A 17,584-nucleotide genomic window follows, 5' to 3' on the forward strand; every position below is an offset into this window, starting at 1 on the left:
TCACAACCCACCCCAGACTCAGCGCGCGGCGCGCCCGATTACGTCTGGTCATCTAGCTTTTTCTTAACAATCGCGGTATAACACACCTTCTTTGGATGTTTAGATGTCCATACGTATAGAAGGTAATATGCAAACACAACAAGAAAATGGGCAGCTTAAGCGCACCATGAAAACACGCCACCTGATTATGCTCTCGCTGGGTGGGGTCATTGGGACAGGGCTATTCTTCAATACTGGTTATATCATTTCAACGACCGGGGCCGCGGGAACTCTGCTGGCGTACCTGATTGGCGCGCTGGTGGTCTGGCTGGTGATGCAGTGTCTGGGCGAACTTTCCGTTGCGATGCCGGAAACCGGCGCGTTTCACGTCTATGCCGCCCGCTATCTTGGCCCGGCTACAGGCTATACCGTGGCGTGGCTTTACTGGCTTACCTGGACGGTGGCGCTCGGGTCGAGCTTTACCGCCGCCGGGTTCTGTATGCAGTACTGGTTCCCGCAGGTGCCCGTCTGGACGTGGTGCGTGGTGTTCTGCGTGGTGATCTTCGGCCTTAACGTCATCTCCACGCGCTTCTTTGCCGAAGGCGAGTTCTGGTTCTCGCTGGTGAAAGTCATCACCATTATTGCCTTTATTATTCTTGGCGGCGCTGCGGTGTTTGGCTTTATCCCGATGCAGGACGGTTCTCCCGCGCCGGGCTTAACCAACCTTACCGCTGAAGGCTGGTTCCCGCACGGCGGCCTGCCCATCCTGATGACCATGGTCGCGGTGAATTTCGCCTTCTCCGGGACAGAGCTTATCGGTATCGCGGCGGGTGAGACGGAAAACCCGCACAAGGTGATTCCGGTTGCCATTCGCACCACCATTGCCCGGCTGATCATCTTCTTTATTGGTACCGTGTTTGTGCTGGCCGCGCTGATCCCGATGCATCAGGCTGGCGTGGAAAAAAGTCCGTTTGTACTGGTGTTCGAAAAGGTCGGTATTCCGTACGCGGCTGATATTTTTAACTTCGTGATCCTGACGGCCATCCTGTCGGCGGCGAACTCGGGCCTGTACGCTTCTGGCCGCATGCTCTGGTCACTCTCGAATGAAAAAACGCTGCCGCGTTGCTTTGCGCGCGTTAATAAAAACGGCGTACCCATGACGGCGATTTCTGTTTCAATGCTTGGCGGCGTACTGGCGCTGTTCTCAAGCGTGGTGGCACCGGACACGGTGTTTGTCGCACTGTCCGCCATCTCAGGCTTTGCTGTGGTGGCGGTCTGGATCAGCATCTGCGCGTCGCATTTTGTCTTCCGTCGTCGCCATCTTCAGTCTGGTCAGCCGCTTTCCGCTCTGCAGTATCGCGCGCCGTGGTATCCGCTGGTGCCGGTGCTTGGCTTTATCCTCTGCGTGGTGGCTTGTGTTGGTCTGGCGTTTGACCCGAGTCAGCGTATTGCCCTTTATTGCGGGCTTCCGTTTGTTGCCCTGTGTTATGGTGCCTACTACCTGACCCGAAACATGACATCGCAGGAGCCTGAACATGTCGCAGAATAATCCGCTTACCGCCATCCTTGAAAAACAGCCATTTGTGGTGCTGGATGGCGCGATGGCGACGGAACTGGAAGCGCGCGGTTGTAATCTTGCAGACAGCCTGTGGTCTGCCAAAGTGCTGGTTGAAAACCCGGATCTTATCCGCGACGTTCATCTGGACTACTACCGGGCGGGAGCGCAGGTGGCGATCACCGCCAGCTATCAGGCCACGCCTGCGGGGTTTGCCGCACGAGGCCTGGATGAGGCGCAATCCCGCGCGCTGATTGGCAAAAGTGTGGAGCTGGCGCGTAAGGCGCGCGAAGCGTATCTCGCGGAAAACCCTCATGCAGGCACGCTGCTGGTCGCGGGATCGGTTGGGCCGTATGGTGCATACCTGGCGGATGGTTCTGAGTATCGCGGTGACTACGTGCGAAGCGCAGAAGCGTTTACCGATTTCCATCGCCCGCGCGTGGAAGCGCTGCTGGATGCCGGGGCAGATCTGCTGGCCTGCGAAACGCTGCCATCCTTTGCTGAAATCAAGGCGCTGGCGGCGCTTCTGGCCGAGTATCCCCGGGCCCGGGGATGGTTCTCGTTTACCCTGCGTGACAGCGAGCACCTCAGCGACGGCACGCCGCTGCGCGATGTGATTTCTGCGCTGGAACGCTATCCGCAAATTGTGGCGCTGGGGGTCAACTGTATCGCGCTGGAAAATACCACCGCGGCACTGAAACATCTTCACAGCCTCACCGCACTGCCGCTGGTGGTCTACCCGAATTCGGGGGAGCATTATGACGCCGTGACCAAAACCTGGCATCACCATGGCGAAGCCTGCGAAACGCTGGCGGGCTATTTACCCCAGTGGCTGGCGGCCGGGGCGAAGTTGATTGGAGGATGTTGCCGGACCACGCCGAAAGACATTGCAGAGCTAAAGGCGCAGCGCTGATGCCGTGTGTCGTCTGATGCATTCACCTCATCCCTCTCCCGTCGGGAGAGGGAGCCAGAATAAACCCCACAAAATTCACTATCCTTTGCCACTTTTTTTCTAAAAACGAATCGGAATTAACGATTCTTTTTTATTCCTTTATCAAAATTCCTGCGCCGGAAATACTGCCCTCATAACAACAAGGGGAGCAGTCACAATGGCAATTTCATCGCGAATTACACTTCTCGGCGCGCTGGCGCTGTGGGCATTTCAGGCACAGGCGGTAGACGTTACCGTCGCGTATCAAACCTCTGCGGAACCGGCAAAAGTTGCGCAGGCGGATAACACCTTCGCCAAAGAAAGCGGCGCGAAGGTGGACTGGCGTAAATTCGACAGCGGGGCGGCCGTCGTGCGCGCATTAGCGTCCGGCGATGTGCAGATTGGCAATATCGGTTCCAGCCCGCTGGCAGTGGCTGCCAGCCAGCAGGTGCCTGTTGAGGTTTTCCTGCTGGCGTCACAGCTCGGGAATTCTGAAGCCCTGGTCGTGAAGAAAAACATCACCCGGCCGGAAGATCTGATTGGCAAGCGCATCGCCGTGCCGTTTATCTCCACCACCCATTACAGCCTGCTGGCGGCGCTCAAACACTGGGGCATCAAGCCGGGCCAGGTGCAGATCATCAACCTGCAGCCACCCGCAATTATTGCCGCCTGGCAGCGTGGGGATATCGACGGCGCTTACGTCTGGGCACCTGCCGTGAATGAGCTGGAAAAAGACGGCACCGTGCTGACCGATTCCGAACAGGTGGGGCAGTGGGGCGCGCCGACGCTCGACGTGTGGGTCGTGCGTAAAGACTTCGCGGAGAAACACCCTGATGTGGTGAAGGCGTTTGCTAAAAGCGCCATTGACGCCCAACAGCCTTATCTCAGCAACCCCGATGCGTGGCTGAAAGAGACGGGCAATCTGGAAAAACTGTCGCGCCTGAGCGGCGTTCCGGAAGCGGACGTGCCGGGGCTGGTGAAAGGCAATACCTATCTCACGCCTGCACAACAGGTCCAGCAGCTCAATGGGCCGGTCAATAAAGCGATTGTCGATACCGCTACGTTTCTGAAAGAGCAGGGCAAAGTGCCTGCGGTGGCGACAGATTACAGCCAGTACGTGACCGATCGCTTTGTGAAATAAGGGGGAAGCGATGCTGAATATTACAAATCTGTCTGCTGATTACGGCGGTAAACCTGTGCTGGAGGAGATCAACCTGACGCTGGACAGCGGTGAATTGCTGGTCGTGCTGGGTCCGTCCGGGTGCGGCAAAACCACGCTGCTGAATCTGATCGCCGGGTTTGTACCGTATCAGCATGGTTCCATCCAGCTGGAAGGGAAACGGGTCGAGGGCCCGGGTGCAGAGCGCGGCGTGGTCTTTCAGAGTGAAGGGCTGCTTCCGTGGCGCAACGTGCAGGAAAACGTCGCCTTCGGCCTGCAGCTTGCGGGGATTCACCGTGAACAACGGCTGGCGACCGCGCGTGAGATGCTAAAAAAGGTGGGGCTGGAGGGCGCTGAAAAACGTTTTATCTGGCAGCTTTCCGGTGGCCAGCGTCAGCGGGTCGGGATTGCCCGCGCGCTGGCGGCAAACCCACAGCTGTTGCTGCTGGATGAGCCGTTTGGTGCGCTGGACGCCTTCACCCGTGAGCAGATGCAAACGCTGCTTTTGCGCCTGTGGCACGAAACGGGCAAGCAGGTACTGCTGATTACCCACGATATCGAAGAGGCGGTGTTTATGGCGACCGAACTAGTGTTGCTTTCGCCGGGGCCGGGTCGTGTGCTGGAGCGGTTGCCGCTCAGCTTTGCCCGTCGCTATGTGGCCGGTGAACCGGTCCGCAGTATCAAATCCGATCCGCTGTTTATTGAACAGCGCGAATATGTTTTAAGCCGCGTATTTGAACAACGGGAGGCATTCTCATGAGCATTGTCTTCAGTGAAAAAACGCGCCGTCCTCGTCTCGCGTTACGCTGGCCGTTCTCTCGCCAGATCACGCTGAGTGCGGGCACGTTGCTGGTATTGCTCGCGGTCTGGTGGGCGGTGGCAGCGCAACAGTGGGTTAGCCCGTTGTTCCTTCCGCCACCGGGACAGGTGCTGGCGAAACTCATCACCATCGCCGGGCCGCAGGGTTTTATGGATGCCACGCTCTGGCAGCATTTAGGTGCCAGTCTGGCGCGTATTCTGGTGGCGCTGCTGGCGGCGGTAGTGATTGGCATCCCGGTGGGTATCGCGATGGGGCTGAGCCCGACGGTGCGCGGCATTCTCGATCCGCTGATTGAGCTATACCGTCCGGTCCCACCGCTGGCCTATCTGCCGCTGATGGTTATCTGGTTTGGCATCGGGGAAACCTCGAAAATTTTGCTGATTTATCTGGCGATTTTTGCCCCGGTTGCTATGTCGGCACTGGCTGGGGTGAAGAGTGCGCAGCAGGTGCGGATCCGCGCGGCGCAGTCGCTGGGTGCCAGCCGTCTTCAGGTGCTGCTGTTTGTGATTTTACCGGGCGCACTGCCGGAGATTTTAACCGGATTGCGCATTGGCCTCGGGGTGGGCTGGTCAACGCTGGTGGCGGCTGAGCTGATCGCCGCCACGCGCGGATTAGGGTTTATGGTGCAGTCGGCGGGAGAGTTTCTGGCGACTGACGTCGTGCTGGCAGGGATCGCGGTGATCGCCGTGATCGCCTTTGGATTAGAACTGGGGCTGCGCGCGCTACAGCGACGTCTGACGCCCTGGCATGGAGAAATACAATGAGTGAACGTCTGACCATCACCCCGCTGGGGCCATACATTGGTGCGCAGGTCTCCGGCCTGGACGTGACCCGTCCACTGAGCGATAACCAGTTCGAGCAGTTGTACCACGCGGTGCTGCGCCATCAGGTGGTGTTCCTGCGCGAACAGGCGATCACCCCGCAGCAGCAGCGTGCGCTGGCCCTGCGCTTCGGTGATCTGCATATTCACCCGGTCTATCCCCATGCGGAAGGCGTGGAGGAGATCATCGTGCTGGATACCCATAACGATAATCCGCCGGACAACGACAACTGGCACACCGACGTGACGTTTATCGAAACGCCACCTGCCGGGGCGATACTGGCGGCGAAGCTGTTGCCGGACACCGGTGGAGATACGCTGTGGGCCAGCGGTATCGCCGCCTTCGAGGCGCTGTCCGTGCCGTTCCGGACGCTGCTGAGCGGGTTGCGGGCCGAACATGACTTCAAAAAATCCTTCCAGGAGTACAAGTACCGGAAAAGCGAAGAGGAACATCTGCGCTGGCAGGACGCGGTCGCGAAACATCCGCCGCTGCTGCATCCGGTGGTGCGTACGCACCCGGTGACCGGTAAGCAGGCGTTATTTGTGAACGAAGGCTTTACGACGCGGATCGTAGACGTGACGGAAAAAGAGAGCGATGCGCTGTTAAGCTTCCTGTTTGCCCATATCACCAGGCCGGAATTTCAGGTGCGCTGGCGCTGGCAGGAGAACGATCTGGCGATCTGGGACAATCGCGTGACGCAACACTATGCGAACGCAGATTATCTGCCGCAGCGTCGGATTATGCAGCGGGCGACGATTTTAGGGGATAAACCGTTTTACCGTGCGGGCTGATGCCTTCACCTGACCCTCTCCCGACGGGAGAGGGGAAAGCAGGGTTACAAATGCGCCTCAATATAGCGCTGATAGCGGTTCGCCTTCAGATAACACAAATCCACCAGCACCAGGCCGTCAACGCAGTTGTTGAATGCCGGGTCGCTCCCGAAATCAATAAACTGTACGCCACCCGGTTCACATAGCTCGGAATACTGCTTGTAGAGCGGCGGAATGCCGCAGCCCAGATTGCCGAGCAGGGATTTCAGCTTCGTCAGATCGTCGACATAATCCACGCCGCCAAACTGCGCCAGCACGTCCGGAAGCGATGCCGGGTAGGGCTGGCGTGACGCCGCGAGCGGATGGCTTGCCGGGAACCAGAGGCGGTAGAACGCCACCAGCAGATCCCGCGCGGCAGGCGGTAAGCCGCCGGAAATCGAGACCGGACCAAACAGATAGCGGTAGTGAGGATAACGCGCCAGATAGGCACCAATGCCTGACCACAGATAGTCCAGACCGCGGCGTCCCCAGTAGCGCGGCTGAATAAAGCTGCGCCCGAGCTCAATGCCGTGCTCCAGCACATCCTGCATTTTGTCGTCGTAGTGGAACAGGCTGAAGCTGTACAGGCCTTCCGGCCCCCGACGCTCCACTTGTCTGGCGGTGGGCATAAAGCGATACGCACCGACAATCTCCAGATCCTCATCGTCCCATAAGATCAGATGCAGATAATCATCATCGTAGCTGTCAGTGTCCCGGCGTTTACCGCTCCCTTCTTCCACCGCGCGAAACGCAATCTCACGCAGGCGGCCCAGTTCGCGTAGCAGTGGCGCCTCTTCCTGGCCGTTACGCTGCCAGAGATAGATGGATTTTCCATCGCCGGTTTTGCCCAGACATTCAGCCTGCGCCAGCTCGCGTTTTAGCGTAGCCCGGTCTTCCGGACGGGCAATGGCGCACTGGGTTTTAAAGACGCCAGGCACTCCCTTGCCAAGACGTATCACGTGCTGACGGCACTTTTCGGCCATCTCACGCGACGAAAGGGTGGCGCTATACCAGTCACTCCAGGCAATCTGCTGACCGATTGTAATCGGCAGCTGGCTATGGCGACGGCGGAACATCTGCTGCATCAGCAGCAGCATGGATAACGTCGGCGACACCAGCGTGCTGGCATAAAAGAGAAGGCTGTTGTGCGCCTGAATATGTACCGGCAGCAGCGGGGCGCGCAGTTTGGTGGCGAGTTTGATAAATCCTGAGTGCCATTTTTTATCGCGAATGCCTTTTCGCGTCGGCCGGGAAACTTCACCCGCCGGGAAGAAGATCAGCACGCCCGCGTTTTGCAGATGTTGTTCCATCTGTACCAGCGACGTTTTTGCCGTCCTGCCGCCCATATTATCGACCGGGATAAACAGCGAGCTTAGCGGCTCCAGGTGGGTCAGCATCCGGTTGGTCACGACTTTGACATCGCGTCGCACGCGCGAGACGGCGTACATCAGCGCCAGCCCGTCCAGAGTACCTGTCGGGTGGTTGGCAATGATAACCAGAGGGCCATGTTCGGGGATTTGTTCGAGATCGCGGGCGGAAACGGTGCAGAGAATATCAAGGTGCTCCAGAACTTGCTCCACCATATCCAGTCCTTTCAGGTGGCGGTGTGCTGCGGCAAATTGCTGGAATTCTTCTTCGTAAAACAGCCTTTTTAACAGACTTTTTTGCCAGGGTGCCGGCCTCGCCTGAGGCCAAAGGTCATCGAGAACACTATCGAGACTAAACATGATCACTCCTCCTGCCGTCTTGCGATGACAGTAGAAGGGGGAGATGTCGGTTGTATTGCAGTTTGGTGAAGTTTCGTGAGGCAGGGAGAGCAGGCCGGGTCAGGCGAAACCGCCCCCCGGCACCGTTGCGCCTTAGCGCAGAATTTTCTTCTCAGCCAGATCCAGCGCAAAGTAGCTGAAGATCAGATCCGCACCCGCGCGTTTGATCGCACCCAGGCTTTCCAGGATCACTTTCTCTTCATCGATCGCACCCGCCATGGCGGCGAATTTGATCATCGCATACTCGCCGCTGACCTGGTACGCGCCCAGCGGCAGCGAGGTGCGTTCGCGAATATCACGCAGGATGTCGAGATAGGCTCCCGCCGGTTTCACCATCAGGGCGTCTGCGCCCTGGGCTTCATCGAGCAGGGATTCACGGATAGCTTCCCGACGGTTGAGCGGGTTCATCTGATACGTTTTACGATCGCCTTTCAGCGCCGTACCGGCTGCTTCACGGAACGGGCCGTAGAAAGAGGAGGCAAATTTGGTGGAGTAGGACATGATGGCCGTGTCGGTAAAACCGGCAGCATCCAGCGCCTGGCGGATAGCCTGCACCTGCCCGTCCATCGCAGCTGATGGCGCGATGAAATCAGCACCCGCAGCGGCAGCAACCACCGCCTGCTTACCAAGATTCAGCAGGGTAGCATCGTTATCCACACCGTGATCGCACAGCACGCCGCAGTGGCCGTGAGAGGTGTATTCGCAGAAACAGGTGTCGGACATCACGACCATTTCCGGCACGGTCTCTTTGCAAATGCGCGACATACGGGCGACCAGACCGTCCTCTTTCCAGGCATCGCTGCCGGTGGCGTCGGTATGATGGGAGATGCCGAAGGTCATCACCGAGCGGATCCCTGCATTGGCGATACGTTCGATTTCACGCGCCAGATGCTTTTCAGGAATGCGCATCACGCCAGGCATGGCTTCGATGGCCTTGTAGTCGTCAATCTCTTCTTCAACAAAAATCGGCAACACCAGATCGTTTAAGGTCAGTGTTGTCTCTTCAAACATAGCGCGTAGTGCGGGTGACTTGCGCAGGCGACGGGGACGAGCAATTAAATCGGTCATGGTATGCCTGAGGTTTGTGGAACAAAGAGGGTTAGTGTACCTCAAAGTGAAAGAAGGTGTTTTACCAAAGTGGGCATTTTGTCGAGGGGGAAATCCCGATGCCAACGTGTTACGCGATCAATAATATCCTCCCTTCCACTGGCGTTAATTGTTTACGAAATATTGGTTTTATTTCTATGATGAAGTAAATATATCATTGAAAATGATCTATTTATTTTTATTATATTTTTTATCTTTATAAGGGGGTTTTTAACTGCTTGTTTTATAATGATTATTGATGGCATTGTATCGCTACTGCATTATTTTCATGTTGTTTGTCTGAATGCGGACTTAATGGAATGATTCATTGAACCTTTTCAGATTGAAAATGCATAATTCCCTCCGCAATTAAGTATTGCAAAATCGTTAGATGGACAAACTTGCTTACGTCCCTGAGGAGGGATGACCCAATGCAAACATGGAAAAAGAAACTGGTTGTATCACAACTTGCATTAGCCTGCACCCTGGCTATCGCTTCTCAGGCCAATGCGAAGGATATTTCTGGTACGACATATAATACCTTCGGATATGATAATACGGCAGCAGCACCCTGGTATTATGGTTACGCTGACTGGGATTACTCTGATGCGACGCACGATGGTGATATTTATCCGGTGATTAATAAATCCACCGTGAATGGTGTTATATCAACCTATTATTTGGATGATGGTATCAATGGTCGGGCGAATGCGCTGAGCATTTCCAACAGCACCATTAATGGCATGATCACCTCAGAATGCATGACCGCGTCATGTGCTGATGGTGTGGATACGGACGGCACAACCCATTCTCAATACGACCGTTTTAGCCTGACCGTCGATAACTCCACGATCAATGATACTTACGAGCATTATGCGTATGACGTTGTGAACGGGGAAAATACGGAAACGCACTATCTGGACACCTATGCGCTGGGCAATGCAATTACCCTGGATGTTGAATCGGATATTGTTATTCAGAATAACTCTCACATCGCCGGCATTACCCTGACTCAGGGGTATCAGGAACGGGATAATACCCCGTATGACGGTGTGGAAGGTGTGGCGAACAGCAGCAATGTCTTTACCGACACGCTGCTGGTGAAAGACTCGGTGCTGACCTCTGGCGCATACAGTGACCTGGGCACCAGCGGGTTCTATGGTCAAACCGCGAAGCCGAGCGATTACGGTGAAACCAATGCCACTGCGGCTGACGACGCGGCGCTGATTGTTGCTGCCAGTGCGTCTGACAACGCGATGCAGACCACCGCCACGTTCGATCACTCCACGATCACCGGCGATATCCTGTTCTCCAGTACCTTCGATAACAACTTCTACCCGAACGGCGATCCGGCAACCGATACGACGGCTGACGGTATATACAACCCAACCACCAACGGCTGGGATGACACCGATAAGCTGGACGTCACGCTGACCAATGGCAGCAAATGGGTCGGCGCAGCGCAGTCCAGCGTTGAGGCTATCGGCACCGCGCAGATGTATGGCCTGGGCTACAGTGACGTTGACTGGCGCGCCCTCTCTCCAGATAGCATCTGGCCGGATTCCACGTTCGACAATAATGGACATGTCGCGGGTGAAGCGGTCTATCAGAGCGGTCTGTTCAACGTCATGCTGGATAACGGCTCTGAGTGGGATACTCGTAAGCTCTCTAACATCGACACGCTGACGGTGAATAATCATTCGCAGGTCAATGTTGAAAACTCGGGCCTGCTGGCTGATTCCATCACCCTGTCCAATGCTTCATCTCTGAACATCGGTGACAAGGGTGCCGTGGCAACCGACAGCCTCTATCTGGACAGCGACAGCCGTGCGGCCCTGACAGAGGAAACCGCGGAGCTGTATGCCAATACCATTACCGTGGACAACGATGCGGAGCTGTTTCTCGGCCTCGGCCAGGTGGATACGCACAATATGGTGTTAACGGATGGCGGCGTGCTGAACGTGGCCAGCCGTGATTACGTGTTGAACAGCGATCTGAACAACGCCCGCTATATCACCAATGATATGAGCAAAGCCGATTACGACTACGGCGTTGTGGCACTCAACGCTGACGGCCATCTGGCCGTGAATGGTGACGTGGCAGGGAATTACGCCGTGCGTATCGACAACGCCACCGGCGCCGGCTCTGTTGCTGACTATAAAGGCCAGGAGATTATCCGTGTTTATGACAACAACACGGAGACCCACGCCAGCTTCACTGCGGCAAATAAAGCCGATTTAGGGGCATATACTTATCAGGCGCAGCAGAAAGGCGACACTGTTGTTCTGCAACAGCAAGCGCTGACCGATTATGCCAACATGGCGCTGAGCATCCCGTCTGCCAACACCAACATCTGGAATCTGCAGCAGGATGCAGTTAGCGCGCGTCTGACCAACAGTCGTCATGGCCTGGCGGATAACGGCGGGGCATGGGTAAGCTACGTTGGCGGCAACTTCGACGGCGATAATGGCGTTATCAGCTACGATCAGGACGTGAGCGGTATCATGGTTGGTCTGGATACCCTGATTGACGGTAACAATGCGAAGTGGATCGTCGGTGGTGCGGCAGGTTTCGCCAAAGGCGATATCAGCGATCGCACCGGTCAGGTGGATCAGGACAGCCAGACGGCAATGATGTACGCGTCCGCGAAGTTTGCGAACGATCTGTTCATCGACAGTTCCCTGAGCTACACCCGATTCAACAACGATCTCTCCGCGACCATGAGCAATGGTCAGTATGTTGACGGTAACACCACCACCGACGCCGTTGGTTTTGGGTTGAAACTGGGCTATGACTGGAAACCAAACCTCTCTGGTTATGTGACGCCATACGCGGCCGTGTCGGGTCTGTTCCAGTCCGGTGATGACTATCGCCTCAGCAACGACATGCGCATGGATAGTCAATCCTATGACAGCCTGCGTTACGAAGCGGGTGTGGATGCCGGTTACACCTTTAACTACGGCGGTGACCAGGCGCTTACGCCCTACTTCAAACTCGCTTATGTCTATGACGACGCTGATAACGATGCCGATGTTAACGGTGACAGCATTGATAATGGCGTGAAAGGCTCCGCAGTGCGGGTTGGTCTGGGTACCCAGTTTAGCTTTACGAAGAACTTCAGTGCTTACACTGATGCCACTTATCTGGGCGGCGGTGACGTTGACCAGAACTGGGGCGCAAATCTGGGTGTGAAATATACCTGGTAATGAATAAAAGCGGGGGATAAGCCCCCGCTTTTTTATAGATGACAATAAAAAATAATAGTGAACCGACAAATACGGATGTCTTGAGGTCTGCATGAACGTTAATGCGAAACCACTTTCTGAATTAAGCCGGCTCGAAGCATGTTTGATAGCAGCCAGTACCCCGTTTAAATCTGCTCCACAGCAATTAATTACCTCGGGCAAGGGGAGTGAGCCTTGTACCTACGTATTCCAGACCGGCGTTATTGAAGTTTATCGTCATTCAGACGATCTGCTGGTTGGCATTGCGTCAGCCCCTTTTATTTTTGGCCTGTCTGCCGTAGTGATTAATCACAGTCAGGAATACAGAGTCACTGCCAAAACGGCCTGTACCGGTTTTTATTTGCCCGCGGCGACCACCCGTCAACTCATTCAACAGCATTCGCTCTGGAAAGACGCGTTTTGCTGGTTATCCTGGATAAATTACATTCTGGGCAAACGCGACAGGCAGCTGGTGGGAAATAACTCCTATCACCAGATCCGCGCAATGCTACTGAATATGGCCGAGTGGGATGAAACGCTGCGTTCAAAAATTGGTGTGATGAATCATATACAGCAAAGCACGCGTATTTCACGCTCTGTCGTTGCCGAAGTGCTCGCTGCTTTGCGACAAGGCAACTACATCAATATGAGCCGGGGCAAACTGGTCAGCATCAACCGTTTGCCCACGGAATATTAAGGCTGGATGGAGGCGGTGAGCACCTGGGCTTTATTGGCGCTCAGCTCAGCCACCAGGTTATTGATGCCATCGCTCATATTGACGAAACGCGTATTTGGAGAGCGGGTGACGACCACAAACGCGCCCACGTTGGACTGCGGGATCATCGCCATATAGGTGATGAATCCACCGCCGCCACCGGTTTTCTGAATAATGCCCGGTCGGCCATTTTTGGGTGCCATATAGACCCAGCCCATGCCCAGCGCGTCGGCTTTACCCGGTACGTCCATGCCGATCACGCGGTGCAACTGGCTACGCTGGTAAATCAGGGTCTGCATGCGATCGGCCTGGTGACTGCGCGCATAGAAATCTGATGAGAGGAACTGCTGCATCCAGCGCATCATGTCGCCTGGCGTTGAATAGACCCCACCACTGCCGATGGCTGCCAGGGTGTTATTACACGGGCTTGCGCCTTTCTCTGCCACCATCAGGCGTCGGCACTGATCCGGAGAAGGGGTAAAGGTGGTGTCCTTCATGCCGAGCGGGCGCGTTATCTGCTCTTCAAAGAGCTGCGGGTAAGGTTTGCCTGCTGCCGTCGAGAGCGCATCTGCCAGCAGGTCAAACGCCAGGTTTGAGTAAGATGCCTGTGAACCCGGGGCCGATTTCAGGGTGGCGGTGCTCAGGTAGTTCCAGCGCTGTTCGCGCGTTGGCCAGACAAAAACGTCACGGTGCGCCGCGCCGCCGGGTTGTTCGCGAGGCAGCGCGCTGGTATGGGTGGCAAGGTTTACCAGCGTGATGGGCGTGCCCTGATAGGTTGGAACGCGTGCGCCTGGCGGCGCATATTTGCTGAGCGGATCGTCGAGCTTGACCACGCCCTGATCGAGTAATTTTACCAGCATTTCGCTGGTCATCAGCTTGGTTAAGGACGCAATGCGGATCACGGAATCCAGCTGCGGGTGAACGTTATTTCCCGGTCGCGTTTCGCCAAAGCTGCGAAATACGCGCTGGTTGCCGTCGATGACCACCATCGCCATCCCGGTCGCGCCACTGCCGTAATAGATAAGGTTCGCGTAGCGATCGGCAATATCTGAAGCCAAAACGGGGGCCGTCAGCGGCTGAGCTGCCTGGGCGGTGGAGAAGCTCACCGCACACAGCGCGGCAAAAGAGAGCAGACAACGTTTCAACGAAAAGCATCCATGAATTGAATGAGAAAAGTAATGGGTATTTATACTACTAAAGCGCACGGTGAAATGCCCCGAATTGCATAACGATAGCGAGAAAAACGTAACCATGGGTAAATAAGCATAATTTCCTGGCGACCAGTCTCCCATTTTGTGACATCGGCCGTATGATAGAGGCCAGTTTCACTCAATCTTGCGGAGAACGATATGTCAGTGAAGCGTGTGGTTATGGTTGTCGATATGCAGCAAGGGGTGTTTGCAACGCCGCGTTACCAGCGCGAAAAATGTGTTTCGCTTATCAATCAGCTCACGCAGGCCGCCGAACGGGTGATTTTTATTCAGCATACCGGTGAAGGCGGTCTGGAAGAGGGGAGCGAAGGGTTTGCGCTGCTCCCTGAACTCCATCAGCCCGCTGACGCGCTTTACGTCACCAAGACTGCCTGCGATGCATTTTATAACACCGCACTTGAAGCGGTGCTGCGCGAGCAAGGTATTCGCGAGTTTGTCATCTGCGGCTGTGCCACCGATTACTGTGTCGACGCGACCATCAAGAACGGGGTCAGCCGTGGCTATCACATTACCGTGGCGCAAGATGCCCATACCACGGCTAATCGTCCGGCAGCCGATGCGCCCATTCTGATTAACCATTACAACGACGTCTGGCGTGACTTTATCGCGCCGGCCAATCCTCTCGCGGTGAAACGCACCGAAACAATTCTCGAAAACTGGAAAGCGAACTAATAATTAACCCTCGGGTCTGACCTTTTTGCCTGCGCCGTCTGGCTCAGGCGAGATTTTCGTGTGGTGATGTGTTGAGCACAGCAACAGCCATAACAACAAGAAGGATGCATTATGTTTAAGTCTTTTTTCCCAAAGCCGGGGCCTTTTTTCCTGTCGGCATTTATTTGGGCACTGATCGCTGTCATTTTCTGGCAGGCTGGCGGCGGGGCGTGGCTGGCCCGCATTACGGGCGCAACGGGTGACGTCCCGATCAGTGCCGCTCGCTTCTGGTCGCTTAGCTATTTGCTGTTTTACGCCTACTACATGGTATGCGTTGGCCTGTTTGCCCTGTTCTGGTTTGTCTATGCGCCGCACCGCTGGCAATACTGGTCGATTCTGGGAACCTCGCTGATTATCTTTGTGACCTGGTTCCTGGTGGAAGTGGGGGTGGCAGTAAACGCCTGGTATGCCCCGTTCTACGACCTTATCCAGACCGCGCTGAGTTCGCCGCATAAGGTAACCATTAATCAGTTTTACCATGAGGTGGGCATTTTCCTCGGTATCGCGTTGATTGCGGTGGTGATCGGGGTGATGAACAACTTCTTCGTCAGCCACTACGTTTTCCGCTGGCGTACCGCGATGAACGAACACTATATGGCGCACTGGCAACACCTGCGTCATATCGAAGGTGCAGCACAGCGTGTGCAGGAAGACACCATGCGTTTTGCCTCCACCCTTGAAGACATGGGCGTCAGCTTTATCAACGCCATCATGACGCTGATTGCCTTCCTGCCGGTGCTGGTGACGCTCTCGGCTCACGTGCCGGATCTGCCTCTTGTCGGTCATCTGCCGTATGGGCTGGTGATTGCGGCGATTGTCTGGTCTCTGATGGGGACGGGGCTGCTGGCGGTGGTCGGGATTAAGCTGCCGGGGCTGGAGTTTAAAAATCAACGCGTGGAAGCGGCTTATCGTAAAGAGCTGGTCTATGGTGAAGATGATGCTAACCGCGCCTCGCCACCAACCGTACGCGAGCTGTTTGGTGCCGTGCGTCGCAACTACTTCCGTCTCTACTTCCACTATATGTATTTCAATATTGCGCGCATTTTGTATCTGCAGGTCGATAACGTTTTCGGTTTGTTCCTGCTGTTCCCGTCCATCGTTGCGGGTACGATTACGCTCGGCCTGATGACCCAGATAACTAACGTTTTTGGTCAGGTGCGTGGCTCATTCCAGTATCTGATCAGCTCCTGGACCACGCTGGTGGAACTGATGTCCATCTATAAACGTTTACGCAGCTTTGAGCGTGAGCTGGACGGCCAGGAACTGCAGGAAGTTACCAATACATTTAGCTAATACAGGGAGTTGCTATGACCTTTGCCGTACCGCGTGCGTTACCGTTGTCCTTACTGGCCGCTCTGGTGCTGGTGGGGTGTGCCGAAAAAGGGGCTGCCCCGCTTAAAGAAGGGGAAAAGCCTGTTGATGTGGCAAGCGTTGTGCGGCAAAAAATGCCCGCCAGCGTGAAAGATCGCAATGCATGGGCGGATGCGCTGGCAAAAACCTTTGAAAGCCAGAAGATTGCTCCTACCGAGGAGAACATCTGCTCGGTACTGGCGGTGGCGCAGCAGGAATCAATGTACCAGTCAGACCCGGTCGTGCCGGGTCTGAACAAAATAGCCTGGAAAGAGATCGACCGCCGTGCGGAATCGATGCATATCCCGGTATTCCTCGTGCATACCGCGTTTAAGATCACCTCGCCAAATGGAAAAAGCTACAGCGAACGGCTGGACACGGTAAAAACCGAGAAACAGCTCAGCGCCATCTTTGATGATTTCATCAGCATGGTGCCGATGGGGCAGACACTGTTTGGTTCACTTAACCCGGTACACACCGGCGGGCCGATGCAGGTCAGCATTGCCTTTGCGGAAAAGCATACCGACGGCTACCCGTGGAAAATCGACGGTACGGTGCGTCAGGAGGTCTTCTCCCTGCGTGGCGGCCTGTGGTTCGGCACTTATCATCTGCTGAACTATCCGGCGAATTACAGTGAGCCGCTGTACCGCTTTGCGGACTTTAATGCAGGCTGGTATGCCAGCCGTAACGCGGCGTTTCAGAATGCGGTCAGCCGCGCGAGCGGCGTGAAGCTGGCACTGGATGGCGATCTTATTGCCTATGGCAGCAGCGAGGCTGGCACCACGGAGCGGGCGGTGCGGAAATTATCGAACAGGCTTGGCATGAGTGAGAGCGACATTCGCCATCAGCTTGAGAAAGGCGATAGTCTGGCGTTTGAGAAAACCGATCTGTACAAGAAAGTCTTTACGCTTGCAGAACAGAAAAGTGGGAAAACATTACCGAGGGCAATCCTGCCGGGTATTCAGCTGGAAAGCCCGAAGATCACGCGTAACCTGACAACCGCCTGGTTCGCAAAACGCGTGGATGACCGCCGGGCTCGCTGTATGGGGCTTTAAAAGCGACGGCGAAAACGCATTACTAATGCCACAACGCCTAAAATCATACACCCTGCGAGGAAAGGAATCAGGCCAAACAGGGTGCTTACGCCAAAGCCAATTTCCACTCGCGGGCGTCCGTTATCCTGCACCTGCATCAGGTGTTCATAGACTCCTGGTGCATGAACCAGCATATTGAGTAGCTGCGAACCCGCCCAGAAACAGAACAAGACAAACAGGGCATAAGCGATATTACCCGCCGTGGAGGTTTTTGGTTGTTTACCGCCAAAAATCGGTTTCGACAATGTAAAGTCAGCCATCACGACCTCCCGATAAATCACGCTGTTTTATATGCGTCTTACAGGGTGAGTTTGACAGGTCATAGCATTTGTCAATATCAGAATCGTGTTAAT

General features: G+C 55.5%; 15 protein-coding genes. 11 read left to right on the forward strand and 4 right to left on the reverse strand.

All coding sequences use genetic code 11. The features are described from left to right. Window positions 1-127: 127 nt before the first annotated feature. The 6 genes from mmuP (at window position 128) to tauD (ending at window position 6,056) form a co-directional block, all read left to right on the forward strand. Window positions 128-1,528 (forward strand): S-methylmethionine permease, encoded by a 1,401-nt coding sequence (gene mmuP, locus HV242_RS04365; protein WP_025205021.1) that lies wholly within the window; start codon window positions 128-130, stop codon window positions 1,526-1,528. Beyond that, window positions 1,515-2,447 (forward strand): homocysteine S-methyltransferase, encoded by a 933-nt coding sequence (mmuM, locus tag HV242_RS04370; RefSeq protein ID WP_063858389.1) that lies wholly within the window; start codon window positions 1,515-1,517, stop codon window positions 2,445-2,447. Before mmuP ends, mmuM begins: the two co-directional genes overlap by 14 nt. A 196-nt stretch (window positions 2,448-2,643) precedes the next feature. After that, a complete protein-coding gene (tauA, locus tag HV242_RS04375; RefSeq protein WP_014168800.1) occupies window positions 2,644-3,606 on the forward strand; it encodes a taurine ABC transporter substrate-binding protein in 963 nt (320 codons plus the stop codon). A 10-nt stretch (window positions 3,607-3,616) separates the two neighbouring features. Then, complete coding sequence (gene tauB, locus HV242_RS04380; RefSeq protein WP_014168801.1) at window positions 3,617-4,384, forward strand: taurine ABC transporter ATP-binding subunit; 768 nt, start codon at window positions 3,617-3,619, stop codon at window positions 4,382-4,384. After that, window positions 4,381-5,208 (forward strand): taurine ABC transporter permease TauC, encoded by an 828-nt coding sequence (gene tauC / locus HV242_RS04385; protein ID WP_014168802.1) that lies wholly within the window; start codon window positions 4,381-4,383, stop codon window positions 5,206-5,208. Before tauB ends, tauC begins: the two co-directional genes overlap by 4 nt. Continuing rightward, on the forward strand, window positions 5,205-6,056 hold the full coding sequence (gene tauD / locus HV242_RS04390) for a taurine dioxygenase (protein WP_014168804.1): 852 nt from the start codon (window positions 5,205-5,207) through the stop codon (window positions 6,054-6,056). The genes tauC and tauD overlap by 4 nt, the downstream gene beginning before the upstream one ends. Window positions 6,057-6,100: 44 nt before the next feature. Here tauD and HV242_RS04395 read toward each other — a convergent pair whose 3' ends face one another. Together HV242_RS04395 and hemB are read right to left on the reverse strand one after the other, a co-directional pair. Then, window positions 6,101-7,801 (reverse strand): lysophospholipid acyltransferase family protein, encoded by a 1,701-nt coding sequence (locus HV242_RS04395; RefSeq protein WP_047355626.1) that lies wholly within the window; start codon window positions 7,799-7,801, stop codon window positions 6,101-6,103. A gap of 132 nt (window positions 7,802-7,933) precedes the next feature. Then, on the reverse strand, window positions 7,934-8,908 hold the full coding sequence (gene hemB / locus HV242_RS04400) for a porphobilinogen synthase (RefSeq protein ID WP_020885251.1): 975 nt from the start codon (window positions 8,906-8,908) through the stop codon (window positions 7,934-7,936). 449 nt (window positions 8,909-9,357) lie between these two features. On the opposite strand from hemB, the gene HV242_RS04405 reads away from it, so the two are divergent. Together HV242_RS04405 and HV242_RS04410 are read left to right on the forward strand one after the other, a co-directional pair. Further along, the gene (locus HV242_RS04405) at window positions 9,358-12,132 is read left to right on the forward strand and encodes an autotransporter outer membrane beta-barrel domain-containing protein (RefSeq protein ID WP_047355627.1); all 2,775 of its coding nucleotides are present in this window, start codon (window positions 9,358-9,360) and stop codon (window positions 12,130-12,132) included. 91 nt (window positions 12,133-12,223) lie between these two features. Beyond that, window positions 12,224-12,847: a helix-turn-helix domain-containing protein gene (locus HV242_RS04410; protein ID WP_014168808.1), complete on the forward strand. Its 624-nt coding sequence runs from the start codon at window positions 12,224-12,226 to the stop codon at window positions 12,845-12,847. Here HV242_RS04410 and ampH read toward each other — a convergent pair. Beyond that, the gene (gene ampH / locus HV242_RS04415) at window positions 12,844-14,010 is read right to left on the reverse strand and encodes a D-alanyl-D-alanine-carboxypeptidase/endopeptidase AmpH (RefSeq protein ID WP_020885249.1); all 1,167 of its coding nucleotides are present in this window, start codon (window positions 14,008-14,010) and stop codon (window positions 12,844-12,846) included. The two genes, HV242_RS04410 and ampH, sit on opposite strands and share 4 nt — an antisense overlap. A gap of 204 nt (window positions 14,011-14,214) precedes the next feature. Between ampH and HV242_RS04420 the strand changes: the two genes are divergently transcribed. The 3 genes from HV242_RS04420 (at window position 14,215) to HV242_RS04430 (ending at window position 17,192) form a co-directional block, all read left to right on the forward strand. Then, complete coding sequence (locus tag HV242_RS04420) at window positions 14,215-14,748, forward strand: isochorismatase family protein (protein WP_047355628.1); 534 nt, start codon at window positions 14,215-14,217, stop codon at window positions 14,746-14,748. Between the two features lie 111 nt (window positions 14,749-14,859). After that, window positions 14,860-16,080 (forward strand): peptide antibiotic transporter SbmA, encoded by a 1,221-nt coding sequence (gene sbmA, locus HV242_RS04425; protein WP_014168811.1) that lies wholly within the window; start codon window positions 14,860-14,862, stop codon window positions 16,078-16,080. Between the two features lie 14 nt (window positions 16,081-16,094). Continuing rightward, the gene (locus tag HV242_RS04430) at window positions 16,095-17,192 is read left to right on the forward strand and encodes a DUF1615 domain-containing protein (protein WP_014168812.1); all 1,098 of its coding nucleotides are present in this window, start codon (window positions 16,095-16,097) and stop codon (window positions 17,190-17,192) included. Here the strand turns inward: HV242_RS04430 and HV242_RS04435 are convergent. Further along, complete coding sequence (locus tag HV242_RS04435; RefSeq protein WP_047355630.1) at window positions 17,189-17,491, reverse strand: DUF2755 family protein; 303 nt, start codon at window positions 17,489-17,491, stop codon at window positions 17,189-17,191. The two genes, HV242_RS04430 and HV242_RS04435, sit on opposite strands and share 4 nt — an antisense overlap. Between the last annotated feature and the right edge of the window lie 93 nt (window positions 17,492-17,584).

It is taken from the genome of Enterobacter sp. RHBSTW-00593, assembly GCF_013784105.1.
GTDB lineage: Bacteria > Pseudomonadota > Gammaproteobacteria > Enterobacterales > Enterobacteriaceae > Enterobacter > Enterobacter ludwigii.